Origin of the sequence: Nocardia elegans NBRC 108235, from assembly GCF_001612845.1 — a bacterium.
In the GTDB taxonomy this organism is placed as follows: Bacteria; Actinomycetota; Actinomycetes; order Mycobacteriales; family Mycobacteriaceae; genus Nocardia; species Nocardia nova.
The window spans coordinates 31667-49812 of sequence record NZ_BDBF01000024.1 but is presented as its reverse complement, the minus strand read 5'-3'; the positions used below and the strand labels follow the sequence as shown (position 1 = coordinate 49812).

Here is an 18146-nt window from a genome sequence, read left to right as displayed (position 1 = left end):
TAGCCAGGAGGTTTCGATGACGGTCGTCTCCGAGTTCCCGGTCCGGGCGGACGTTCGGGCGGTACTCAGCGGTCGAAAGCAGCTGCTGATCGACGGCGAATGGACCGATGCCCAGTCGGGTCGGACATTCGCGACGCACAATCCCGCCGACGGCAGTGTGCTGGCGGAGGTGGCCCACGGCGAGGCGGCCGACGTGGACCGCGCCGTCCGCGCCGCCCGCCGTGCCTTCGACAACGGGCCGTGGCAGTGGATGAAACCCAATGAGCGCGAACGGCTGCTGTGGCGGGTCGGCGATCTTCTCTCCGAACGCGCGGAGCAGTTCGGCGAACTCGAGGCGCTGGACAACGGTAAATCCGCGGCGGTCGCCACCGTCGTCGACACCGCGTGGGCGGCCGACGTCTTCCGGTACTACGCGGGCTGGGCGACCAAGATCGTGGGCAGCACGGTCGATGTGTCGATGCCGTTCGCGCCGCCCGGCAGCCGGTTCCACGCGTACACCCTGCGCGAGCCGGTGGGCGTCTGCGGGCTGATCGTGCCGTGGAACTTCCCGCTGTTGATGGCGGCCTGGAAGCTGGCCCCCGCGCTGGCTGCCGGAAATACGGTGGTGCTCAAGCCCGCCGAGCAGACTCCGCTGACCGCGCTGCTGCTGGGAGAGGTGTTCCAGGAGGCCGGATTCCCGCCCGGCGTGGTCAATATCGTGACCGGATTCGGCGATGCCGGCGCCGCCCTGGCCGCGCACGACGGCGTCGACAAGGTCGCCTTCACCGGATCCACGGAGGTCGGCAAGCTGGTCGTCGACGCTGCCAAGGGCAATCTGAAGAAGGTGTCGCTGGAGCTGGGCGGCAAGAGCCCCAACGTGGTGTTCGCCGACGCGGATTTCGAGGCCGCGGTCACCGGCTCGCTCAACGCCTGGCTGTTCAATCACGGCCAGTGCTGTGTCGCGGGGACGCGACTGTATGTGGAGGACAAGATCTTCGGCGATTTCACCGCAGCGGTGGCCGAGGCCGCCTCGCGGGTGAAGATCGGTCCCGGCTTGGACCCGTCCACCGAGCTGGGCCCGCTGGTGTCGCAGGAGCAGTTCGACCGCGTCACCGCCTATCTGCAGGCCGGTCTCGCCGACGGGGCGAAGGCGCTCACCGGCGGGGGCCGCCACGGCGACACCGGATACTTCGTGCAACCGACCGTATTCGTCGACGTGCGGCCCGAATTCAGCATCGTGCGCGAGGAGATCTTCGGCCCGGTCGTGGCGGCGCTGCCGTTCGACGCCGACGAAGGGATCGCGGCCGCCGCGCACCAGGCCAACGATTCGATCTACGGCCTGGCCGCGGGCATCTGGACCCGTGACATCTCCAAGGCCCACCGGGTGGCCCGCGAGCTGAAAGCCGGCTCGGTGTGGATCAACCAGTACAACGGCTTCGACACCGCGATGCCCTTCGGCGGTTACAAGCAGTCCGGCTGGGGCCGTGAACTCGGCCCGGACGGCCTGGACCTGTATTTGCAGACCAAGTCGGTCAACGTCGCCCTCTGATTCCAGCGCAGGAGAACTTTCGTGAAGACAACAGCAGCAGTACTCGTCGAGCCCGGCAAACCCTTCGAACTGATGGAACTCGACCTGGACGGGCCCGGCCCCGGCGAGGTCCTGATCCGCTACACCGCCGCCGGACTGTGTCATTCCGACCTGCATCTCACCGACGGCGATCTGCCGCCGCGCTATCCGATCGTCGGCGGGCACGAGGGCTCGGGAATCATCGAGGAGGTCGGTCCCGGCGTCACCAAGGTCGCTCCCGGCGACCACGTGGTGTGCAGTTTCATTCCGAACTGCGGCACCTGCCGGTACTGTTCGACCGGTCGGCAGAACCTGTGCGATATGGGTGCGACCATCCTGGACGGCTGCATGCCCGACGGGACGTTCCGATTCCATTCCGGCGGAATGGATTTCGGTGCGATGTGCATGCTGGGCACCTTCTCCGAGCGGGCGACGATCTCCCAGCATTCGGTGGTGAAGGTCGACGACTGGCTGCCCCTCGAGACCGCGGTCGTCGTGGGTTGCGGGGTGCCGACGGGGTGGGGCAGCGCCGTCTACTCGGGCAATGTGCGCGCCGGTGACATCACCGTCATCTACGGCATCGGCGGGCTGGGCATCAATTCGGTGCAGGGCGCCGTCCATGCCGGGGCCAAGTACGTCGTGGTGGTCGACCCGGTCGGCTTCAAACGCGAGACGGCGCTGAAAATGGGTGCCACCCATGCCTTTTCGACGTCCGAGGAGGCGGCCGAGAAGGTCGCCGAACTGTCCTGGGGGCAGGGCGCCGACCAGGCGATCATCACCGTCGGCACGGTGACCGAGGAGGTCGTGTCGGCCGCCTTCGCCGTCATCGGCAAGGGTGGGACCGTGGTCGTCACGGGCCTGGCCGATCCGGCCAAGCTCACCGTTCACGTCTCCGGCGCCGAGCTGACGCTGAACGAGAAGACCATCAAGGGCACGCTGTTCGGATCCGCCAACCCGCAGTACGACATCGTGCGGCTGCTGCGGCTCTACGACAGCGGCCAGTTGAAGCTGGACGAGCTGATCACCACGCGATATTCGCTCGAAGATATCAATCAGGGCTATCAAGACCTGCGCGACGGCAAGAATATCCGTGGTGTGGTGATCCACGCCGGATCGTAGGTCCGCCCCGCGGCCGCCGCCACGGGGGCGGCCGCGGTCCCGCCCGGGACCGCGGAAGGCGAACCGCGACCGACGTGGGTATGCACGGCAGACAGGAGGTAGCACCGGATGGCGACATCGCAGTGTGGCGAGGCGACGGCGTCGGCGCCGCGCCGGGAGATCGAGTTGTCGTGGCGGCGCTCGAAGCTGTCCGGCGTACCACCCGAATTCGACGGATTCCCCGATCTGCCCGCGGTGGAGGTCGATCCGCGCAGCCGGCTGCTCGAGGCCGCGCGGCCGGTTCTCGATCAGATGGCGGTCGCCCTCGCCGACACCGCCTACAGCCTGCTGCTGGCGGATCGCGAGTGCCGGCTGGTCTACCGGTGGTTCGGCGATCCGCGCTTCGAACGGGCGCTGGACACGCTGGGCATCCGGAGCGGAACCAGCCTCGCCGAGGACACCTTCGGCACCAATGCGCTGGGTACCGCGCTCGAAACCCGCCGCGGCATCGCCGTCAACGGCTCCGAGCACTACATCGAGCGCTTCAAGGGATTCACCTGCTACGGCCACCCGATCCTGCATCCGGTCACCCGCCGCCTGGTCGGCGCCTTGGACATCACCAGCACCAACACCCACGCCGATCCGCTTCTCGGCCCGTTTCTGCAGCGGGCGGCACAGGATATCGAACAGCGACTGCTGGATCAGGCCAAGGCGTCCGAACGTGCGCTGCTGGCCGCGTTCCAGACCGTTTCCCGGCAGCGGCGCGCCATCGCCGCGGTCGGTGACGACATCGTGCTGACCAACAAGAGCGCGGTGGATCTGCTCGGCCCGTCCGACTACGCGCTGTTGCGTCTGCTGGCGGAGCGGACCGCCGCCCATCCGCGCGTCACCGAGGTCCGGCTCGCGTCCGGTGCGGCGGTGCGCATTCATCTGTCCCAGGCGCCCGGCGCCGGCACCGGCATGCTGTTCCACTTCGAACCCATCGAAGAGGCGGCGACCGTGACGAGGGTGCGCGCGGGCGCCACCGGGCACCGGGCGCTGGAAGGGGCGACGACGGGACCGGTTCTGATCGTCGGCGAACGGGGTTCCGGGCGCAGTAGCGAGGCTCGGCGGATGGCGCGCGGCGAAGACGTCGAATTCCATCAGTGCGCGGACGTCGCGGCGGACGGCGCCCAGCACTGGCTCGACAGGCTGCGGGAGAACTTGTCCGGCCCCGGCGGCGCCGTCTGCGTCGACGGGGTCGATGCCCTGCCGGAGCCGGTGGTCGACCAACTGATCGATGCGATCGACGCCGCACGCGGGCGCAGAGTGTTGCTCACCTCGCTGCCGCTGCGCACTACCCACGGCGCGCATGCCGCGCTGGCGGCCAGGTGTGTGCAGCGGGTAGACGTGGCGCCGCTGCACGAACGCGCCGCCGAACTGCCCGCGATCACGAAAACCCTGCTGCACGAGCTCGATCCGTCCGCCGATGTGCGGCTGCTGCCGAGCGTGATCGAATTGCTCGCCACCCACCCGTGGCCCGGCAACCTGCACGAACTCAAGGCCGTCCTGGCGCATGTGCTGCGGCATCGCCATCGCGGGGACGTGACGGTAGCCGACCTGCCGGATCGTTACCGCGTGTCCTCGCGGGCCCGCCGCCTTTCCGGTCGCGAGCGCGCCGAGCGCGATGCCATCGTCGAGGCGCTACGCCGCAATCAGGGCAACAAGCTCAAGACGGCACACGAACTCGGCATCAGCCGCACGACGCTGTACGCCCGGCTCAAGGCGCTGCGCATCACCGACGGCCGATCGTCGCTCGGCCGTCCCGCGTGCCGATAGCGCGGGACGGCGTTCGGGACCAGCTGCCGCCGAAACCGTTGCGGCACAGCCTGTTCCGGACCAAGTGGGGACCGGGCTACTTGCGTGCGACGGCCGCGTAGGCGGACACCTGCACGTCCATCTTCTTCGCGGGGGCGACACCGTCGGGGCGCCAGCGGTGCGGTACCTCGACACCCGGTTCGATCAGCTCCATGCCGTCGAAGAAGCGCGCGAACTCGTCGCGGCTGCGGACCTGGCACGGCAGACCGCTGCGGCGGTAGATCTCGACCACCGTCGCTATCGCCGTCGGATCGAAGTCCGGGGTGACATGCGTCATCACCAGGTACGAGCCGGGCACGAACCGCTTCATCAGCGTCTCGATGATTCCGTAGGCGCCGTGCTCGTCGGGCACGAAATGCATCAGCGCGTTGAGGCTGACCGCGACCGGCTGGGTCAGGTCCAGCGTCTCGTGCAATCCCGGGGCGTCGAGAATCGCTTCGGGGGTGGTGACGTCGGCGGAGATGTAGTTGGTGCGTCCCTCCGGGGAGCTGATCATCAACGCCCGGGCGTGGACGAGCACGATCGGATCGTTGTCGACGTAGACGACTCGTGAGTCGGGGGCGACCTGCTGGGCCACCTGATGCAGATTCGGCTCGGTGGGGATACCCGTTCCGATATCGAGGAATTGACGAATCCCCGCGTTCGCCAGGAACCGTGTCACACGGTGGATGAACGCCCGGTTCTGCTGCGCGGCCACCCGCACTCCGGGCCAGGTCGCCACGACCTTCTCGGCCGCTTCCGCATCCGCGCTGTAGTGGTCCTGGCCGCCGAGGTAGTAGTCGTACATGCGGGCAGTGTGGGGCTGGTTCTGTCGCAGGTCGACAGGGGAGCCGGATTCCACGTCGCAATCCTTTCCGAGACGAAGCGGCAACGGCGATATGCGGAGTGCCGTGTCGAACGTGTTGCGGGCAACGGGAATCGGCGACCGAGGCCGATTCCCGCACGCGGCGAAAGTCTACCCGGCACTCTCGGCGCGAATCCGGTTCTCGGCGATCTTGTTGCCCGGCCGGTCGACGATCCGGCGCCGGGGACCACCGAGGACAACGGCGCCGGTTGCCGTGGATCGATCCGATTCGGGCCTTCCGGCCCCCCGGCCGGGACCTTCGGCGCTCCCGGTCGGGCACCCCCGCGACGAGGCTGGAATGCGAACCGGCGACGAATACCGACTCTGCGGCGAACAGAGGCTCCACATGACCATCGGCGACAACGTGACGATCGACCGGGCGGGCCTGGATCGGCTCGTCGCCGTCCTCGTCGAGCACGGCTACCGGGTCATCGGCCCGCAGGTCCGCGATGGGGCGATAGTCCTCGACGAGCTCGATTCCGGCGCCCGGCTGCCCGGGGGCTGGGGTGTGCACACCGAGCCGGGGCGATATCGGCTGTTCCGGCGCGACGACGAAGCCGTCTTCTCGCATTCGGCCGGCCCGGGATCGTGGAAACAATTCCTCCAGCCGCCTCATCGCCGGATCGCCCGGTTCGACGCGGATCTGAATTCCGAACCGGTGCAGGATATTCCGACGCCGACCGCATTTCTCGGCGTGCGCGGCTGCGATATGGCCGCGATCGGCGTGCTCGGGCAGGTGCTCGGCGGCGGCGCCCATCCCGACTCGGCGTTCGCGGCGCGGCGCCGGGAGCTGTTCATCATCGGCGTGAACTGCACCGAGCCCGGCGGCGTGTGCTTCTGCGCGTCGATGCACACCGGCCCGGACGTGTCCTCCGGCTACGACCTCGCCCTCACCGAACGCATCGACGACGCCGGGCACCGGTTCCTCGTCGACGTGGGTACCGAGGCGGGTGCGCGCATCGCCGCCGAACTGGTCGGTGAACCGAGTTCGGAGGCGGAGATATCGGCGGCGCGAGCCGAGGTCGCGGCGGCGGCGGACCGGATGGGACGAAGTATGCCTGCCGTCGATATCCGCGACGTGCTCAGCCGCTCCCGCGAATCGTCTCATTGGCAGGACGTCGCGAGCCGCTGCCTCACCTGCGCCAACTGCACCATGGTGTGTCCCACCTGCTTCTGTACCACCACCGAGGACGTCACCGATCTCACCGGCACACATGCCGAGCGCTGGGAGCGCTGGGCCTCGTGCTTCGAACTCGACTTCTCCCATCTGCACGGCGGCAGTGTGCGGCAGTCGGGCGAGAGCAGGTACCGGCAGTGGCTGACCCACAAATTGAGTACCTGGTACGACCAATTCGGCAGTTCCGGCTGCGTCGGGTGCGGCCGCTGCATCGCATGGTGCCCCGCGGGTATCGACTTGACCGTCGAGGTCGCCCGCCTGGCCGAAACGGTCGAAGGAGGCGACGATGACCACCGCTGAGGAACTGTCCGCCTTCGCGCCGCTCGCCACGCTGGACCGCGGCAAACTCGACACGCTCGCGCGAGCCGGGCGAAACGTCGGCTATCCCGCCGGGCAGCGGCTGATCACGGAGGGCCGCCGAGCCGACCGATGCTGGCTCCTCCGATCGGGATGTGTGGCCGTGGACGCGGCGCTTCCCGGCCGCGAATCCTTCGTGGTGCAGACCCTCGGACCCGGTGATCTGCTCGGATGGTCCTGGCTCGTGCCGCCGTACCGCTGGCATTTCGGCGCCGTCACCACCGAGCCCGTGCAGGCGATCGAATTCGATGCGGCCCGCCTGGCCGACATCGCCGATGCCGACCCGAAATTCGGCTACACGCTCACCTTGCTGCTCTTCGAGGCGCTGGTGGACCGGCTGCAGGCCACTCGGGCGAGGTTGCTGAACCTCTACCGCAATCCGGGCGAGGCGGCCACGACCGCCCCGCTGCGCCGGGGGGAGAGCGGAGGTGGGCGGTGAGCAGCGCGCCGGCCGCGGCAGTGATCGCCGACCCGGACACCACGCTCCGTTATCGGGTGGTCGAGCGCATCGCGCAGACCGCCGATACCGCGACCTTGGTCCTCGCCCCGATAGATGATGCGGCACAACGGTTCCGGGCCGGCCAGTTCATGATGCTCTACCGATTCGGCGTGGGCGAGATCGCCATCTCGATCAGCGGAAATCCTTGTGCCGCAGACGATTTTCTCGAGCACACCATCCGCTCGGTCGGTGCGGTGAGCGCCGCGCTGTACGACTCACCGCCCGGTGCCGTGATCGGGGTGCGCGGGCCGTTCGGCACCGGATGGGATCTCGATTCCGCCGTCGGCCGCGATCTGGTTGTCGTCGGCGGCGGAGTCGGCATGGCGCCGCTGCGTCCGATCGTGCTGGAGGCGCTGGCGCGGCGAGCCGAATACGGCCGGATCGTGCTGATCACCGGCGCGCGATCCCCTGGTGAGATCCTCTTCCGGGACGATCAGCGCGCATGGCAGGCCGACGGCCGGCTCGAGCTGTACCGGACCGTCGATCACCCGGCTCCCGGCTGGACCGGAAGGGTCGGCTTCGTCACCGAACCCCTCGGCGCGCTCGTCGTCGATCCCGCACGCACCACCGCGTTCCTGTGCGGGCCGGAACCGATGATGCGGTTCTGCGCGCGGACGCTCATTCGGCGCGGCATGGCACGCGGCGACATCCGGCTGTCGATGGAGCGCAATATGCAGTGCGGCGTGGGCCGATGCGGCCACTGTCAGCTCGGGCCGCTGCTGATCTGCCGGGACGGACCCGTCGTCGACTACGCGGTGGCCGGACCGCTGATGACGGTGCGGGAGTTGTGATGACCGTCCCGACACTCGCGGTATGGAAGTTCACCTCCTGCGACGGCTGCCAGCTCACCCTGCTGGACTGCGAGGACGAGCTGCTGACGCTCGCGGGCCGGATCCGGATCGCGCATTTCACCGAGGCGTCCAGTGCGGTCGAACCCGGGCCCTACGACGTGTCGCTGGTCGAGGGATCGGTCTCGACGCCCGAAGAGGTCGATCGGATCGCCGAAATCCGTTCGCAGTCACGCATTCTCGTCACGATCGGCGCCTGCGCGAGCCACGGCGGCATTCAGGCACTGCGCAACTTCGCCGATATCGGCGACTTCACCTCGATCGTGTACGCGAGCCCGGAGTACATCTCGACGCTGGACACCGTGACCCCGATCGCCGCGCATGTGCGAGTGGACTACGAACTGCGCGGCTGCCCGATCGACCGCCGCCAGCTCCTCGACACCCTCTGCGCCCTGCTGGCCGGACGCGCACCCGATCTGCCCGACACCAGTGTGTGCACCGAATGCAAGCGTCGCGGCAATACCTGCGTCATGGTCGCCGACGGCATACCCTGCCTGGGCCCGGTCACCCAGGCCGGCTGCGGCGCCCTGTGCCCGTCGTATCACCGCGGCTGTTTCGGATGCTTCGGGCCGATGGCCCGCCCCAATATCGGTGCGCTGCTTCCGATCCTGCGCGTCAACGGCATGTCCTACGACGATGTCGATCGGGTGTTCGCCACGTTCGCCGCGGCCGCACCGCCGTTCGCGGAAAGGGGGCGAGATGAGCCACCGCAGTAGGCGATTGACGGTGAATTCGCTGGCTCGGGTGGAGGGCGAAGGAGCTCTGCGGGTCGTCGTCGAGGGCGACAAGGTCACCCGCGCGGAACTGAACATCTACGAGCCGCCACGGTTCTTCGAGGCGTTCCTGCGGGGCAGGGCCTACACCGAGCCGCCCGATCTCACCGCCCGCATCTGCGGAATCTGCCCGGTGGCCTATCAGACCAGCGCGTGTAACGCACTCGAACAACTCTGCGGTATCCGCCTCGACGCGCCGCTGGCGGCGTTGCGGCGGCTGCTGTACTGCGGTGAGTGGATCGCCAGCCACGCCCTGCACATCTACCTGCTGCACCTGCCCGATTTCCTCGGCTATCCCGATGCCGTCGCGCTGGCCGCCGACCACCGGGAACTGGTGGAACACGGTCTGGCGGTGAAGAAGGCGGGAAACAGCCTGCTCGAACTCGTCGGGGGTCGCTCGATCCATCCGATCAACGTCCGGATCGGCGGCTTCTACGCGGTACCGGATCGGGCCCGGTTCGATCCGATCGCCGAACAGCTGCGTCGCGCGCGGGACTACGCCGTCGAAACCGCCGCATTCGCCGCGGGATTCGACTTTCCCGACCTCGAACTCGACCACGACCTGCTCGCCCTCACCTCGCCGGACGGGTACGCCATCGAAGACGGCACCCTGCGCAGCGACACCGGAACCTCTTTCACCGCAGCCGATTTCGGTGCGCACGTCGTCGAAGGGCAGGTGCCGCATTCCACCGCGTTGCACGCCCGGTTGGACGGCCGGCGCTACCTGGCCGGGCCGCTCGCCCGCTACAGCCTCAACTCCGCGCAGCTGTCACCGCTGGCCCGCGAGGTCGCGGCGGCCGCAGGCCTGCGCGCGCGGTGCCGTAACCCCTTCCGCAGCATCCTCGTGCGCGCCGTCGAACTCGTCTACGCCCTCGACGAAGCGCTCCGGCTGATCGACGACTACGAGCGACCCGCGCGACCGGCGGTCCCGGCGCGGCCACGTGCCGGTGTCGGCCACGGCGTCAGCGAGGCTCCCCGCGGAGTGCTCTACCACCGATACGAAACCGACGATGCCGGAATCGTCAGCGCGGCCACCATCATTCCGCCCACCTCGCAGAACCAGGCCGCGATCGAGGACGACCTGCGCCGGGTGGTCGAGGCCAACCTCGGACTGGACGATGCGGCACTCACCCACCTGTGTGAACGCACGATCCGCAACTACGACCCGTGTATCTCCTGCTCGGCGCACTTCCTCGAGCTCGACCTGGTGCGCCGATGACCGGACCGCGGGCCGTGGTGATCGGCGTCGGGAACGACTACCGGCACGACGACGGCATCGGCCCCGCCGTGGCCCGCCGCCTCGAATCGCTGCGCATCCCCGCCGTCAGAGTGGCGCAGTGTGACGGCGAACCCACCGGCCTTCTCGACCTGTGGGCCGGTCTCGAGCTCGCGGTGGTCGTGGACGCGGTCCGCCGCGATCCCCCGGCTCCCGGGCGGGTGTGGCGCACCACGGTCGAGGCCCTGCGCGGGTGCCCTCGCGCCGCCGGCTCGCACGCGCTGGGCGTTGCGGACGCGCTGCCGCTCGCGCGAGTCCTGGGCCGGGCCCCGGCCGAACTCGTCGTCGTCGCGGTCGAGGCACAGTGCCTCGATCCGGGTGTCGGCTTGTCCGGCCCGGTAGCGGCGGCCGTCCCGGACGCCGTCGCGGCCGTGCTGAGCGAACTCGCGCGCCTCGGGCTGCGCCCGGCCGGAGCAGGGCCGCCGGACTGAACGTGCACCGCGTCCGGTGCCGGTGAGGGCTTCGGCACGCGAGGCCCCGAGGAGAAGGTCGGCCCGGCGCCGGCGTGGTAAGCATGTCGGGTGGCAGTGCGTGACAGGAACAACGTGGTCGTCCTCGGCTCGGCGGAGGGGCCGACGCTGCTGCTGGCGCACGGATTCGGCTGTGATCAGAACATGTGGCGCCTGGTCACCCCGATCCTGGCGCGGCGTTTCCGGGTGGTGTTGTTCGATCATGTTGGTTCGGGCCGCTCGGATGTCCGGGCGTGGTCGGCCGACCGGTACGGCGACCTGCAGGCCTACGCCGACGACATCATCGATATCTGTGCCGAGCTGGATCTGCGTGATGTGGTGCTGGTCGGCCATTCCGTGTCGGCGATGATCGCGGTGCTGGCGGCGAATCGGGCGCCGGAACGGTTCGCGAAGCTGGTGCTGGTGACGCCCTCACCGCGGTATATCGACGACGGTGACTACCGCGGCGGATTCAGCCGCGCCGATATCGAGGAATTGCTCGACGCCCTCGAGGCCAACTATCTGGGCTGGTCGGCGTCCATGGCCCCGGTGATCATGGGCAATCCGGACCGGCCGGAACTGGGCGCCGAGCTGACGGAGAGTTTCTGCCGGATGGATCCGGCGATCGCGCGGGTTTTCGCGCGCGCCACCTTTCTGTCCGACAATCGTGCCGACCTGCGGCAGGTGAGCGTGCCGACGCTGATCCTGGAAACAGCGCAGGATCCGATCGCCCCGCGCGAGGTGGGCCGATTCGTTCACGACCGGATCCGGGGCAGTGAACTGGTCACTCTCGACGCCACCGGGCACTGCCCGCAACTGAGCGCCCCCGAACTCACCGCCGCCGCCATCGAAGCGTTCGCGAGCCGGCCCGCGATGAGCCGATGATGATGTGCCGGCAGGGCGAGGCCGACCGTCGCGACAGCGAGCGGTCACCAGATGCCGACCCCGCCTTCTCGGCGATGCTGGAGGACAGCGCCGAGGACCTCTACGACAACGCGCCGTGCGGATACGTGTCCACCCTGATGGACGGCACGATCGCCAAGATCAACAGCACCCTGGTGGGCTGGCTGGGCTACGAGCGGTCCGAGCTGATCGGGCGCCGCGCATTCACCGATCTCCTCGCGGTGGGCGCGCGCATCTACTACGAGACCCATATGGCGCCGATGCTGGCCATGCATGGTCACGTCAACGGCCTGGCTCTCGACCTGCGTTGCGCCGACGGGACGAGGTTGCCGGTGCTGGTGACGTCGGTGGTGAAACGCGGCTCCGACGGCACGGCGCAACTGATCCGCACCACGATCTTCGATGCCCGCGAGCGCCGCGCCTACGAGCAGGAACTCCTGCGCGCTCGCCAGGCCGCCGAGCATGAACGAGAGCGGGCGTTCACCCTGGCCGCGACCCTGCAGCGCAGTCTGCTGCCGTCCGAACTGCCGGCGGTGCCGGGTATGCAGGTCGCCGCCTACTACCATCCCGCATCCACCGACGAGGTCGGCGGCGACTTCTACGACCTGTTCCCGCTGACCCCGGACACCTGGGGATTCTTCCTGGGCGACGTCTGCGGTAAAGGCGCCGACGCCGCGGTGGTGACGTCCTCGGCGCGATACACGATGCGCGCCGCGGCGGTCTACGACCCGGACCCCATGGCCGTGCTGGCACACCTCAACACGGTGTTGTGTCGCGAATTCGACACCGGCACACCGCGTTTCTGCACCGTGGTCTACGGCTCCGTGCGCCCCGCTCCCACCGGCGCGACGCTCACCCTGGCCGCCGGCGGGCATCCGCCACCGGTGCTGATCCGGGCCGAGGGCGCCACCGAATTGCTCGAGACTCCGGGCGGCATGCTGGTCGGGGCACTTCCGGATGCGGTATTCGCCGGGCGCGCTGTACATCTCGCACCCGGCGATACCCTGCTGCTCTACAGCGACGGCCTCACCGAGGCCCGCGTCCGCGGGCGCGAACGCCTCGGTGAGGAACGTCTTCGCGAATTCATCGATGCCCTCGGCCCGGTGTCGGCGCCCGCGCTGATCGCCGCGTTGACCGAGCTGCTGGCGGGATTCGACGGCGTCGACGACGACACCGCCCTGCTCGCACTCGGCATCCCGCCCCTCGCGGCTACCGGCCGCTGAAAACCGGGAACCTGCTGGACTCGCCGTAATCCTGGAACTGCTCCATGTTCCGCAGCGCGCGCATGTCGTCGTCGGCGATCACGAAATCGACCTTGGCGTTGCTTCGCATGTGATCCGGGTTCGCCGTTTTCGGCAGCGGGAGCGTGCCGAGTTGCAGGGTGTAGCGGATGCACAGTTGCGGCACGGTCACTCCGTAGCGGTCCGCCATCGCGGCGAGGTCCTGATTCTCGAGAATTTCCCCGTGCGCGATGGGGGAGTAGGCCTCCACGAGGATGTTCTTGTCCTCGCAGTAGGCGATGAGGTCGGCCGGAGTGTTTCCGACGTGGACGAGCAGTTGATTCACCTGTGGCGCGACGGTGCAGGCCGAGAGGATGTTGTCGAGGTCGTGCTGTTCGAAGTTGGACACGCCGATGGACCGCAGCTTGCCCGCTCGATACGCGTCCTCGAGGGCGCGCCAGGCCTCCCGATTGCCCTCCGCGTAATCCCCGCCCCGGAAATCGGCCCAGGGCTGCGGACTGTGGATCAGCATGAGGTCGATGTGGTCGAGCCCCATCGTTTCGAGCGAACGATCGATGGCGGCGGCCGCGTCGGAGTAGTTCTTGATCTCCGCCGCCAGTTTGCTGGAGACGAACAGATCGTCACGCGCGACGCCACTGGTACGGATCCCTTCCCCGACGCCGCGTTCGTTTCCGTACGCCTGCGCGGTGTCGATATTGCGGTATCCGATGTCGATGGCGTCGGCCACTGCCCGGGCCGCTTCGTGGTCGTCGATGAACCAGGTGCCCAGCCCCAGCTTGGGCACCGGCACACCGTTGGACAGCGTGTACGTCTCGTTCAGAACCATCGATTTCCACTCCTTCGATCGTCGAATAGATTGCGGGAGAGAGTTTTTCGGTCGGTCGCGCGCAGATCCGGCCCGGCAGCAGGGCAGCAAACATTCGCCTACAGCCGTCGACTACCCACTGCGGCCCGGCTGTACCGCCGCCGACATCGGCGGGGTCGACGGCAGTGTCACCTTCATCACGACGGCATCGCGGCTCAGCGATTTCACAGCATGGTCGTGGAACGCTGGCGCGCGTTCGTCCGTCCGAAAGAAAGACCTTCGATGTCGACTCTCAATGGGCTGCCCGCTCATGTCCTTCTGGTCCATTTCGTGGTGGTGCTGGTGCCGCTGACCGCCGTGCTCACCATCGCGTGTGCGCTGTGGCCGGCGGCGCGCCGGCGGTTCGTGTGGCTGAACCTGGCGCTGGCGGTGGTGGTCCTCGTCCTGACGCCGATCACCACCGAGGCCGGTGAATGGCTCGAGCGCCGGGTCGGTGCCAACCCCGATCTGCGTACCCACACCCAGCTCGGCGACACCTTCCTCTACTTCGCCGTCGCGTTGCTCGTCGCGGCGGGCCTGATCGCGGTGGTTCATATGCGTGCGACCCGTGAGCGCGGGCTCTCCCGTCTGGTGGTCGGCGCGGTGGCGGTCGTCGCGATCGCCGCGAGCGTGGCCGCGACCGTGCAGATCTACCGCATCGGCGAATCCGGGGCGGGTTCGGCCTGGCACGGGGTGGCGTCGCGGCCCGCGCACGCGCGCGCTGCGACGCAGGGCGTCACGTCCTCGCGGTGAACCGCCCCGCACATCGCTGCGAACCTGTTCTAATCGGGGTGCGCGGCCGGGAGCCCGGACCGTATCGACGCCGAGCGGAGTGAGATCGTGCCCCTAGCCTTGACCGCGGATCAGGCGGCGCTGGCGCAGGCCGTCAGCGGATTCGCCGACCGCCACCACACCCGCGAATACACCCGCAAGCACACCGATCGCCTCGCTGCCGGCGAACGGCCAACCTTCTGGGCCGACCTGGTCGCACTGGGTCTGCCCGGTGTGCATCTGCCGGACGAGGTGGGCGGACAGGGCGGAACTCCGGACGAGATCGCGGTGGTGCTCGCCGAAGCCGGGCGGGCGCTGCTGCCCGGCCCGCTCCTGCCCTCGGTGATCACCAGCGCCATCGTCGCGTCGGCGGAATCCGTTGCGGCGGTGAGCGATACGTTGCGACGTTTCGCCGAGGGCGGGACCGGTGCGACCGTGGATGCCGGGCACGGGGTGCGGTTCGCCGACGGCAGGGCGAGCGGTACCACCGGCCCGGTCCTGGGCGCCGCCGCGGGCGACGTACTCCTGGTGGCCGCGGCCGACGGCGACCGGACCCGCTGGCTGCTGGTGGAACGTGGCGCCGCCGGCGTGCGGATCGAGCCGTGTGCCGGATCGGACCTCGGCCGCGACCTCGCCGTCGTCCGCCTGCACGATGTCGCCGGAATCGAGCTCACCGGCATCGACACGGGCTACGCCGAGGCGGTCGCCACCGCCTTCATGGCCGCCGAAGCGGCCGGGGTGATCCGCTGGTGTTCGGACACGGCCATCGAATACGTCAAGGCCCGCAAGCAATTCGGCCGCCCCATCGGCTCATTCCAGGCCGTGCAGCACCGCGCCGCGCACCTGCTGATCACCAGCGAGCTCGCCACCGCGGCGGCCTGGGACGCGGTGCGCGGTCTCGCCGACGAACCGGCTCAGCGCACGCACGCCGCGGCCGGCGCCGCGCTCACCACGCTCGGCAACGCCGTGCACGCGGCCGTGGAATGTCTGTGCCTGCACGGCGCGATCGGTTTCACCTGGGAGCACGATCTGCACCTGTACTGGCGGCGGGCGATGTCGCTGGCCGGTCTCGGCGGTTGCGCGGAGAGCTGGGAACGCCGCCTCGGCGAGGTCGCGCTCGGCGGTCCGCGCACATTCGCGGTGCCGCTGCCGGAAGCCGATTCCTCGTTCCGCGAATGGGTTTCGGAGATTCTGGACCGAGCCGCCGCCCTGGACAATCCGAATCCCGGCAAGATCGGTGACCACGACGCCACCAATACCGGCCCCCGGCGGACCCTGCTCGCCGACTCCGGGCTGGTCTCGCCGCCGATGCCGAAACCGTGGGGGATCGAGGCCGGTCCGCTGGAACAGCTGATCCTGCAGGACGAATACGACAAGCACGGAATCGCCCAGCCCTCCATGGGAATCGGCCAGTGGGTGGTGCCGATCGTGCTGCAGCGCGGCACCCCTGAACAGCTCGCCCGGCTGGCCGCGCCCGCCCTGCGCGGCGAGGAGATCTGGTGCCAGCTGATGAGCGAACCGGAGGCGGGTTCGGATGTGGCGTCGCTGAGCCTGCGCGCCACCGAGGACGGCGACGGCTGGCGGCTGAACGGGCAGAAGATCTGGACCACACTGGCGCATCGCTGCGATTGGGGTCTGCTGCTGGCCCGCACCGATCCCGAGGCCGAACGCCACCGCGGCCTGACCATGTTTTTGGTCGATATGCACGGTGCGGGGGTGACCGTCCGGCCGATCACCCAGTCCAGCGGTAACGCCGAATTCAACGAGGTGTTCTTCGACGACGCCTTCGTCCCCGGCGACATGGTCCTCGGCGAGGTCGGACAGGGCTGGGCGCTGACGCTGGAAACCCTTGCCCAGGAACGGCTTTTCATCGGTGGCGTCCGCGACCCCGGGCACAACTCCCGCATCGTCGGCATCATCGAGCGCGGAGAGTACGCGAGCAGTCGCGACAACGCCCTGCGTGTGCTGGGACGGATCAGTGCCCGCGGAGCCGCCATCTCGGCGATGAACCTGCGCGAGACCATCCGCCGCCTCGACGGTCACGCAATCGGCCCGGCCACCAGCATTTCCAAGGCCGCGGCCTCCATGCTGCACACCGACGCCGCGGCCGCCGCGCTCGAACTCGTCGGGCCGGCCGCGGCGCTGAACGAGAAGGACTGCGAAGTCGTCCTCCACGAACTCGACATCCCCAGCTGGGTGATCGGCGGCGGGACCCTGGAGATCCAGCTCAACACCATCGCCACCCTGGTGATGGGCTTGCCGCGGAAATAGCGGGCGTGCTCAGTTGCGGACGAAGGTGATGGGCAGGCCGTCCTTGGGATAGGGCAGGGAGTGGTAGTCCAGGGGGGCGACGTAGGCGGGATCCACCTGCCAGTGGTAGTCGCGCAGCAGGCGATGCATGATCGACTTCACTTCCAGCCCGCCGAAATGCATGCCGATGCATTTGTGCGCGCCCCCGCCGAAGGGCTCCCACGCGAAGCGATGGGATTTGTCCTCGCGGCGTCCGGGGCCGAAGCGGTCGGGATCGAAGGTGTGCGGGTCGGTCCAGTACTGCGGCATCAGATGGGTGAACTGGATTCCGACGACCACATCGGTGTCGGCCGGGATTCGAACCCCTTGGATCACCGTGTCTTTCACCGCGTAGCGGACCAGGACCGGAACCGGGGCGCGCAGTCGCAGCGCCTCGCGCATGACCAGATCGATGGACTCCAGGCGCTCTAGTTCGGCCATCGACGGTGCGGGGCCCAGCGTCGATGCCTCACTGCGGCAACGCTGCTGCCATTCCGGGTGTTGTCCGAGATACTGCAGGATCGTCGAGGTGGTGATGGTGGAGGTGTCGTGGGCGGCCATCATCAAGAAGATCATGTGGTTGACCACGTCGTCGTCGCTGAACCGCGCGCCGTCCTCGTCTTCGATGTGGCACAGCACCGAGAAGATGTCGTCGGTCTGCTCGGCGCGTTTCGCGGGCAGATAGTGCCGCAGAAAATCTTCGAGCACTCGCCGGCCGCGATAGGCCCTGCCCCAGCGGGTGAACGGCACGTTGCCGCGCACGATTCCGGCCGCGGCCTGCACACACGCGATGAACGCCTTGTTGATCCGCTCCATCTGGGCCGGTGAGGTGTCCGCGGCGCCACCCATGAACAGATCGGCGGCGATATCGAGGGTGAGTTGCTTGAGTTTCCAGTAGGCGGGGAAGGATTCGCTCTCGCCCCACTGCGCGACACCCTGTTCGATCGCCGGATGCAGGCGCTCGGTATAGGCCTGCAGGCGGGGGCGGGTGAATGCCTGCTGCATGATTCGCCGATGCCGTTTGTGCTCGTCGAAATCGATGAGCATGAGCCCGCCGTGGAAGAACGGGCCGACGAGCCGCGACCACGCCGGACCGTTGGCCAGCGCCCCGTCCTTGTTCAGCAGTGCCTCGCCGCACGCGTCGGGGCCGAGTAGCAGGGCCGCGGTCCGGCCGAGTGAGTACATCGGGGCGACCGGCCCGTAGTGATCCCATTCGCGCTGGAACAGAGCCAGCGGGTCCTGGGCGTATTGCAGTACTTGCCCGAGTACGGGGTAGCCGCGATCCTCCCGCCGCTGCGTCGGGATGGGCCTGGTCTGCAGTGCGTCGGCCGTCATCGCACACCTCGTCTCTGTGATGTCGCTCACGTCACAGCC

16 protein-coding genes are annotated in these 18146 nt (G+C 68.6%); 13 read left to right on the top strand and 3 right to left on the bottom strand.

Annotated elements, in window-relative coordinates; translation table 11 throughout:
* Positions 1–16 precede the first annotated feature (16 nt).
* From NE2_RS18020 to NE2_RS18010, 3 genes are all read left to right on the top strand, one after another.
* A complete protein-coding gene (locus NE2_RS18020) occupies positions 17–1528 on the top strand; it encodes an aldehyde dehydrogenase family protein (protein ID WP_063027678.1) in 1512 nt (503 codons plus the stop codon).
* A 21-nt stretch (positions 1529–1549) separates the two neighbouring features.
* Positions 1550–2665 carry an NDMA-dependent alcohol dehydrogenase gene (locus NE2_RS18015; RefSeq protein ID WP_063027676.1) on the top strand — a complete coding sequence of 372 codons (1116 nt, stop codon included), beginning with the start codon at positions 1550–1552 and terminating at the stop codon, positions 2663–2665.
* 108 nt (positions 2666–2773) lie between these two features.
* Positions 2774–4462, top strand: coding sequence for a sigma-54-dependent Fis family transcriptional regulator (locus NE2_RS18010; protein WP_063027674.1), 1689 nt, complete (start codon positions 2774–2776; stop codon positions 4460–4462).
* A 76-nt stretch (positions 4463–4538) separates the two neighbouring features.
* Here the strand turns inward: NE2_RS18010 and NE2_RS18005 are convergent, their stop codons facing one another.
* The gene (locus NE2_RS18005) at positions 4539–5342 is read right to left on the bottom strand and encodes an SAM-dependent methyltransferase (RefSeq protein WP_227463014.1); all 804 of its coding nucleotides are present in this window, start codon (positions 5340–5342) and stop codon (positions 4539–4541) included.
* A gap of 349 nt (positions 5343–5691) precedes the next feature.
* Between NE2_RS18005 and NE2_RS18000 the strand changes: the two genes are divergently transcribed.
* The 8 genes from NE2_RS18000 to NE2_RS17965 all read left to right on the top strand — a co-directional run bounded on the left by NE2_RS18000 (position 5692) and on the right by NE2_RS17965 (position 12850).
* The gene (locus NE2_RS18000) at positions 5692–6822 is read left to right on the top strand and encodes a 4Fe-4S dicluster domain-containing protein (protein ID WP_063027783.1); all 1131 of its coding nucleotides are present in this window, start codon (positions 5692–5694) and stop codon (positions 6820–6822) included.
* Complete coding sequence (locus tag NE2_RS37150; RefSeq protein ID WP_063027672.1) at positions 6809–7318, top strand: Crp/Fnr family transcriptional regulator; 510 nt, start codon at positions 6809–6811, stop codon at positions 7316–7318. The genes NE2_RS18000 and NE2_RS37150 overlap by 14 nt, the downstream gene beginning before the upstream one ends.
* The gene (locus NE2_RS17990; protein ID WP_063027670.1) at positions 7315–8169 is read left to right on the top strand and encodes an FAD/NAD(P)-binding protein; all 855 of its coding nucleotides are present in this window, start codon (positions 7315–7317) and stop codon (positions 8167–8169) included. Before NE2_RS37150 ends, NE2_RS17990 begins: the two co-directional genes overlap by 4 nt.
* Complete coding sequence (locus NE2_RS17985) at positions 8169–8942, top strand: NADH-quinone oxidoreductase subunit B family protein (protein ID WP_063017225.1); 774 nt, start codon at positions 8169–8171, stop codon at positions 8940–8942. Before NE2_RS17990 ends, NE2_RS17985 begins: the two co-directional genes overlap by 1 nt.
* Positions 8926–10218, top strand: a complete 1293-nt coding sequence (locus NE2_RS17980) for a Ni/Fe hydrogenase subunit alpha (RefSeq protein WP_063027668.1) — start codon at positions 8926–8928, stop codon at positions 10216–10218. Before NE2_RS17985 ends, NE2_RS17980 begins: the two co-directional genes overlap by 17 nt.
* Positions 10215–10706 (top strand): hydrogenase maturation protease, encoded by a 492-nt coding sequence (locus tag NE2_RS17975; protein ID WP_063027666.1) that lies wholly within the window; start codon positions 10215–10217, stop codon positions 10704–10706. Before NE2_RS17980 ends, NE2_RS17975 begins: the two co-directional genes overlap by 4 nt.
* A gap of 90 nt (positions 10707–10796) precedes the next feature.
* Complete coding sequence (locus NE2_RS17970) at positions 10797–11609, top strand: alpha/beta fold hydrolase (protein WP_063027664.1); 813 nt, start codon at positions 10797–10799, stop codon at positions 11607–11609.
* Positions 11610–11683: 74 nt separating this feature from the next.
* Positions 11684–12850, top strand: a complete 1167-nt coding sequence (locus NE2_RS17965) for a PP2C family protein-serine/threonine phosphatase (RefSeq protein ID WP_063027781.1) — start codon at positions 11684–11686, stop codon at positions 12848–12850.
* Here NE2_RS17965 and NE2_RS17960 read toward each other — a convergent pair.
* Entirely contained in the window at positions 12837–13694 is an 858-nt protein-coding gene (locus tag NE2_RS17960; RefSeq protein WP_063027662.1) for an aldo/keto reductase, read from the bottom strand. The genes NE2_RS17965 and NE2_RS17960 overlap by 14 nt on opposite strands.
* Positions 13695–13955: 261 nt before the next feature.
* On the opposite strand from NE2_RS17960, the gene NE2_RS17955 reads away from it, so the two are divergent.
* Both NE2_RS17955 and NE2_RS17950 read left to right on the top strand, forming a co-directional pair.
* Complete coding sequence (locus tag NE2_RS17955; RefSeq protein WP_063027660.1) at positions 13956–14465, top strand: DUF2231 domain-containing protein; 510 nt, start codon at positions 13956–13958, stop codon at positions 14463–14465.
* Between the two features lie 87 nt (positions 14466–14552).
* On the top strand, positions 14553–16754 hold the full coding sequence (locus tag NE2_RS17950; RefSeq protein ID WP_063909418.1) for an acyl-CoA dehydrogenase family protein: 2202 nt from the start codon (positions 14553–14555) through the stop codon (positions 16752–16754).
* A 9-nt stretch (positions 16755–16763) separates the two neighbouring features.
* Here the strand turns inward: NE2_RS17950 and NE2_RS17945 are convergent, their stop codons facing one another.
* Positions 16764–18107 (bottom strand): cytochrome P450, encoded by a 1344-nt coding sequence (locus NE2_RS17945; RefSeq protein ID WP_063027656.1) that lies wholly within the window; start codon positions 18105–18107, stop codon positions 16764–16766.
* Between the last annotated feature and the right edge of the window lie 39 nt (positions 18108–18146).

What these genes read in the sequence shown, in the direction of transcription:
- NE2_RS18020 (WP_063027678.1), top strand. Translation starts at nt 17, where the DNA reads ATGACGGTCGTCTCCGAGTTCCCGGTCCGGGCGGACGTTCGGGCGGTA.
- NE2_RS18010 (WP_063027674.1), top strand. Translation starts at nt 2,774, where the DNA reads ATGGCGACATCGCAGTGTGGCGAGGCGACGGCGTCGGCGCCGCGCCGG.
- NE2_RS18000 (WP_063027783.1), top strand. Translation starts at nt 5,692, where the DNA reads ATGACCATCGGCGACAACGTGACGATCGACCGGGCGGGCCTGGATCGG.
- NE2_RS37150 (WP_063027672.1), top strand. Translation starts at nt 6,809, where the DNA reads ATGACCACCGCTGAGGAACTGTCCGCCTTCGCGCCGCTCGCCACGCTG.
- NE2_RS17985 (WP_063017225.1), top strand. Translation starts at nt 8,169, where the DNA reads ATGACCGTCCCGACACTCGCGGTATGGAAGTTCACCTCCTGCGACGGC.
- NE2_RS17980 (WP_063027668.1), top strand. Translation starts at nt 8,926, where the DNA reads ATGAGCCACCGCAGTAGGCGATTGACGGTGAATTCGCTGGCTCGGGTG.
- NE2_RS17975 (WP_063027666.1), top strand. Translation starts at nt 10,215, where the DNA reads ATGACCGGACCGCGGGCCGTGGTGATCGGCGTCGGGAACGACTACCGG.
- NE2_RS17965 (WP_063027781.1), top strand. Translation starts at nt 11,684, where the DNA reads ATGCTGGAGGACAGCGCCGAGGACCTCTACGACAACGCGCCGTGCGGA.
- NE2_RS17960 (WP_063027662.1), bottom strand. Translation starts at nt 13,694, where the DNA reads ATGGTTCTGAACGAGACGTACACGCTGTCCAACGGTGTGCCGGTGCCC.
- NE2_RS17955 (WP_063027660.1), top strand. Translation starts at nt 13,956, where the DNA reads ATGTCGACTCTCAATGGGCTGCCCGCTCATGTCCTTCTGGTCCATTTC.
- NE2_RS17945 (WP_063027656.1), bottom strand. Translation starts at nt 18,107, where the DNA reads ATGACGGCCGACGCACTGCAGACCAGGCCCATCCCGACGCAGCGGCGG.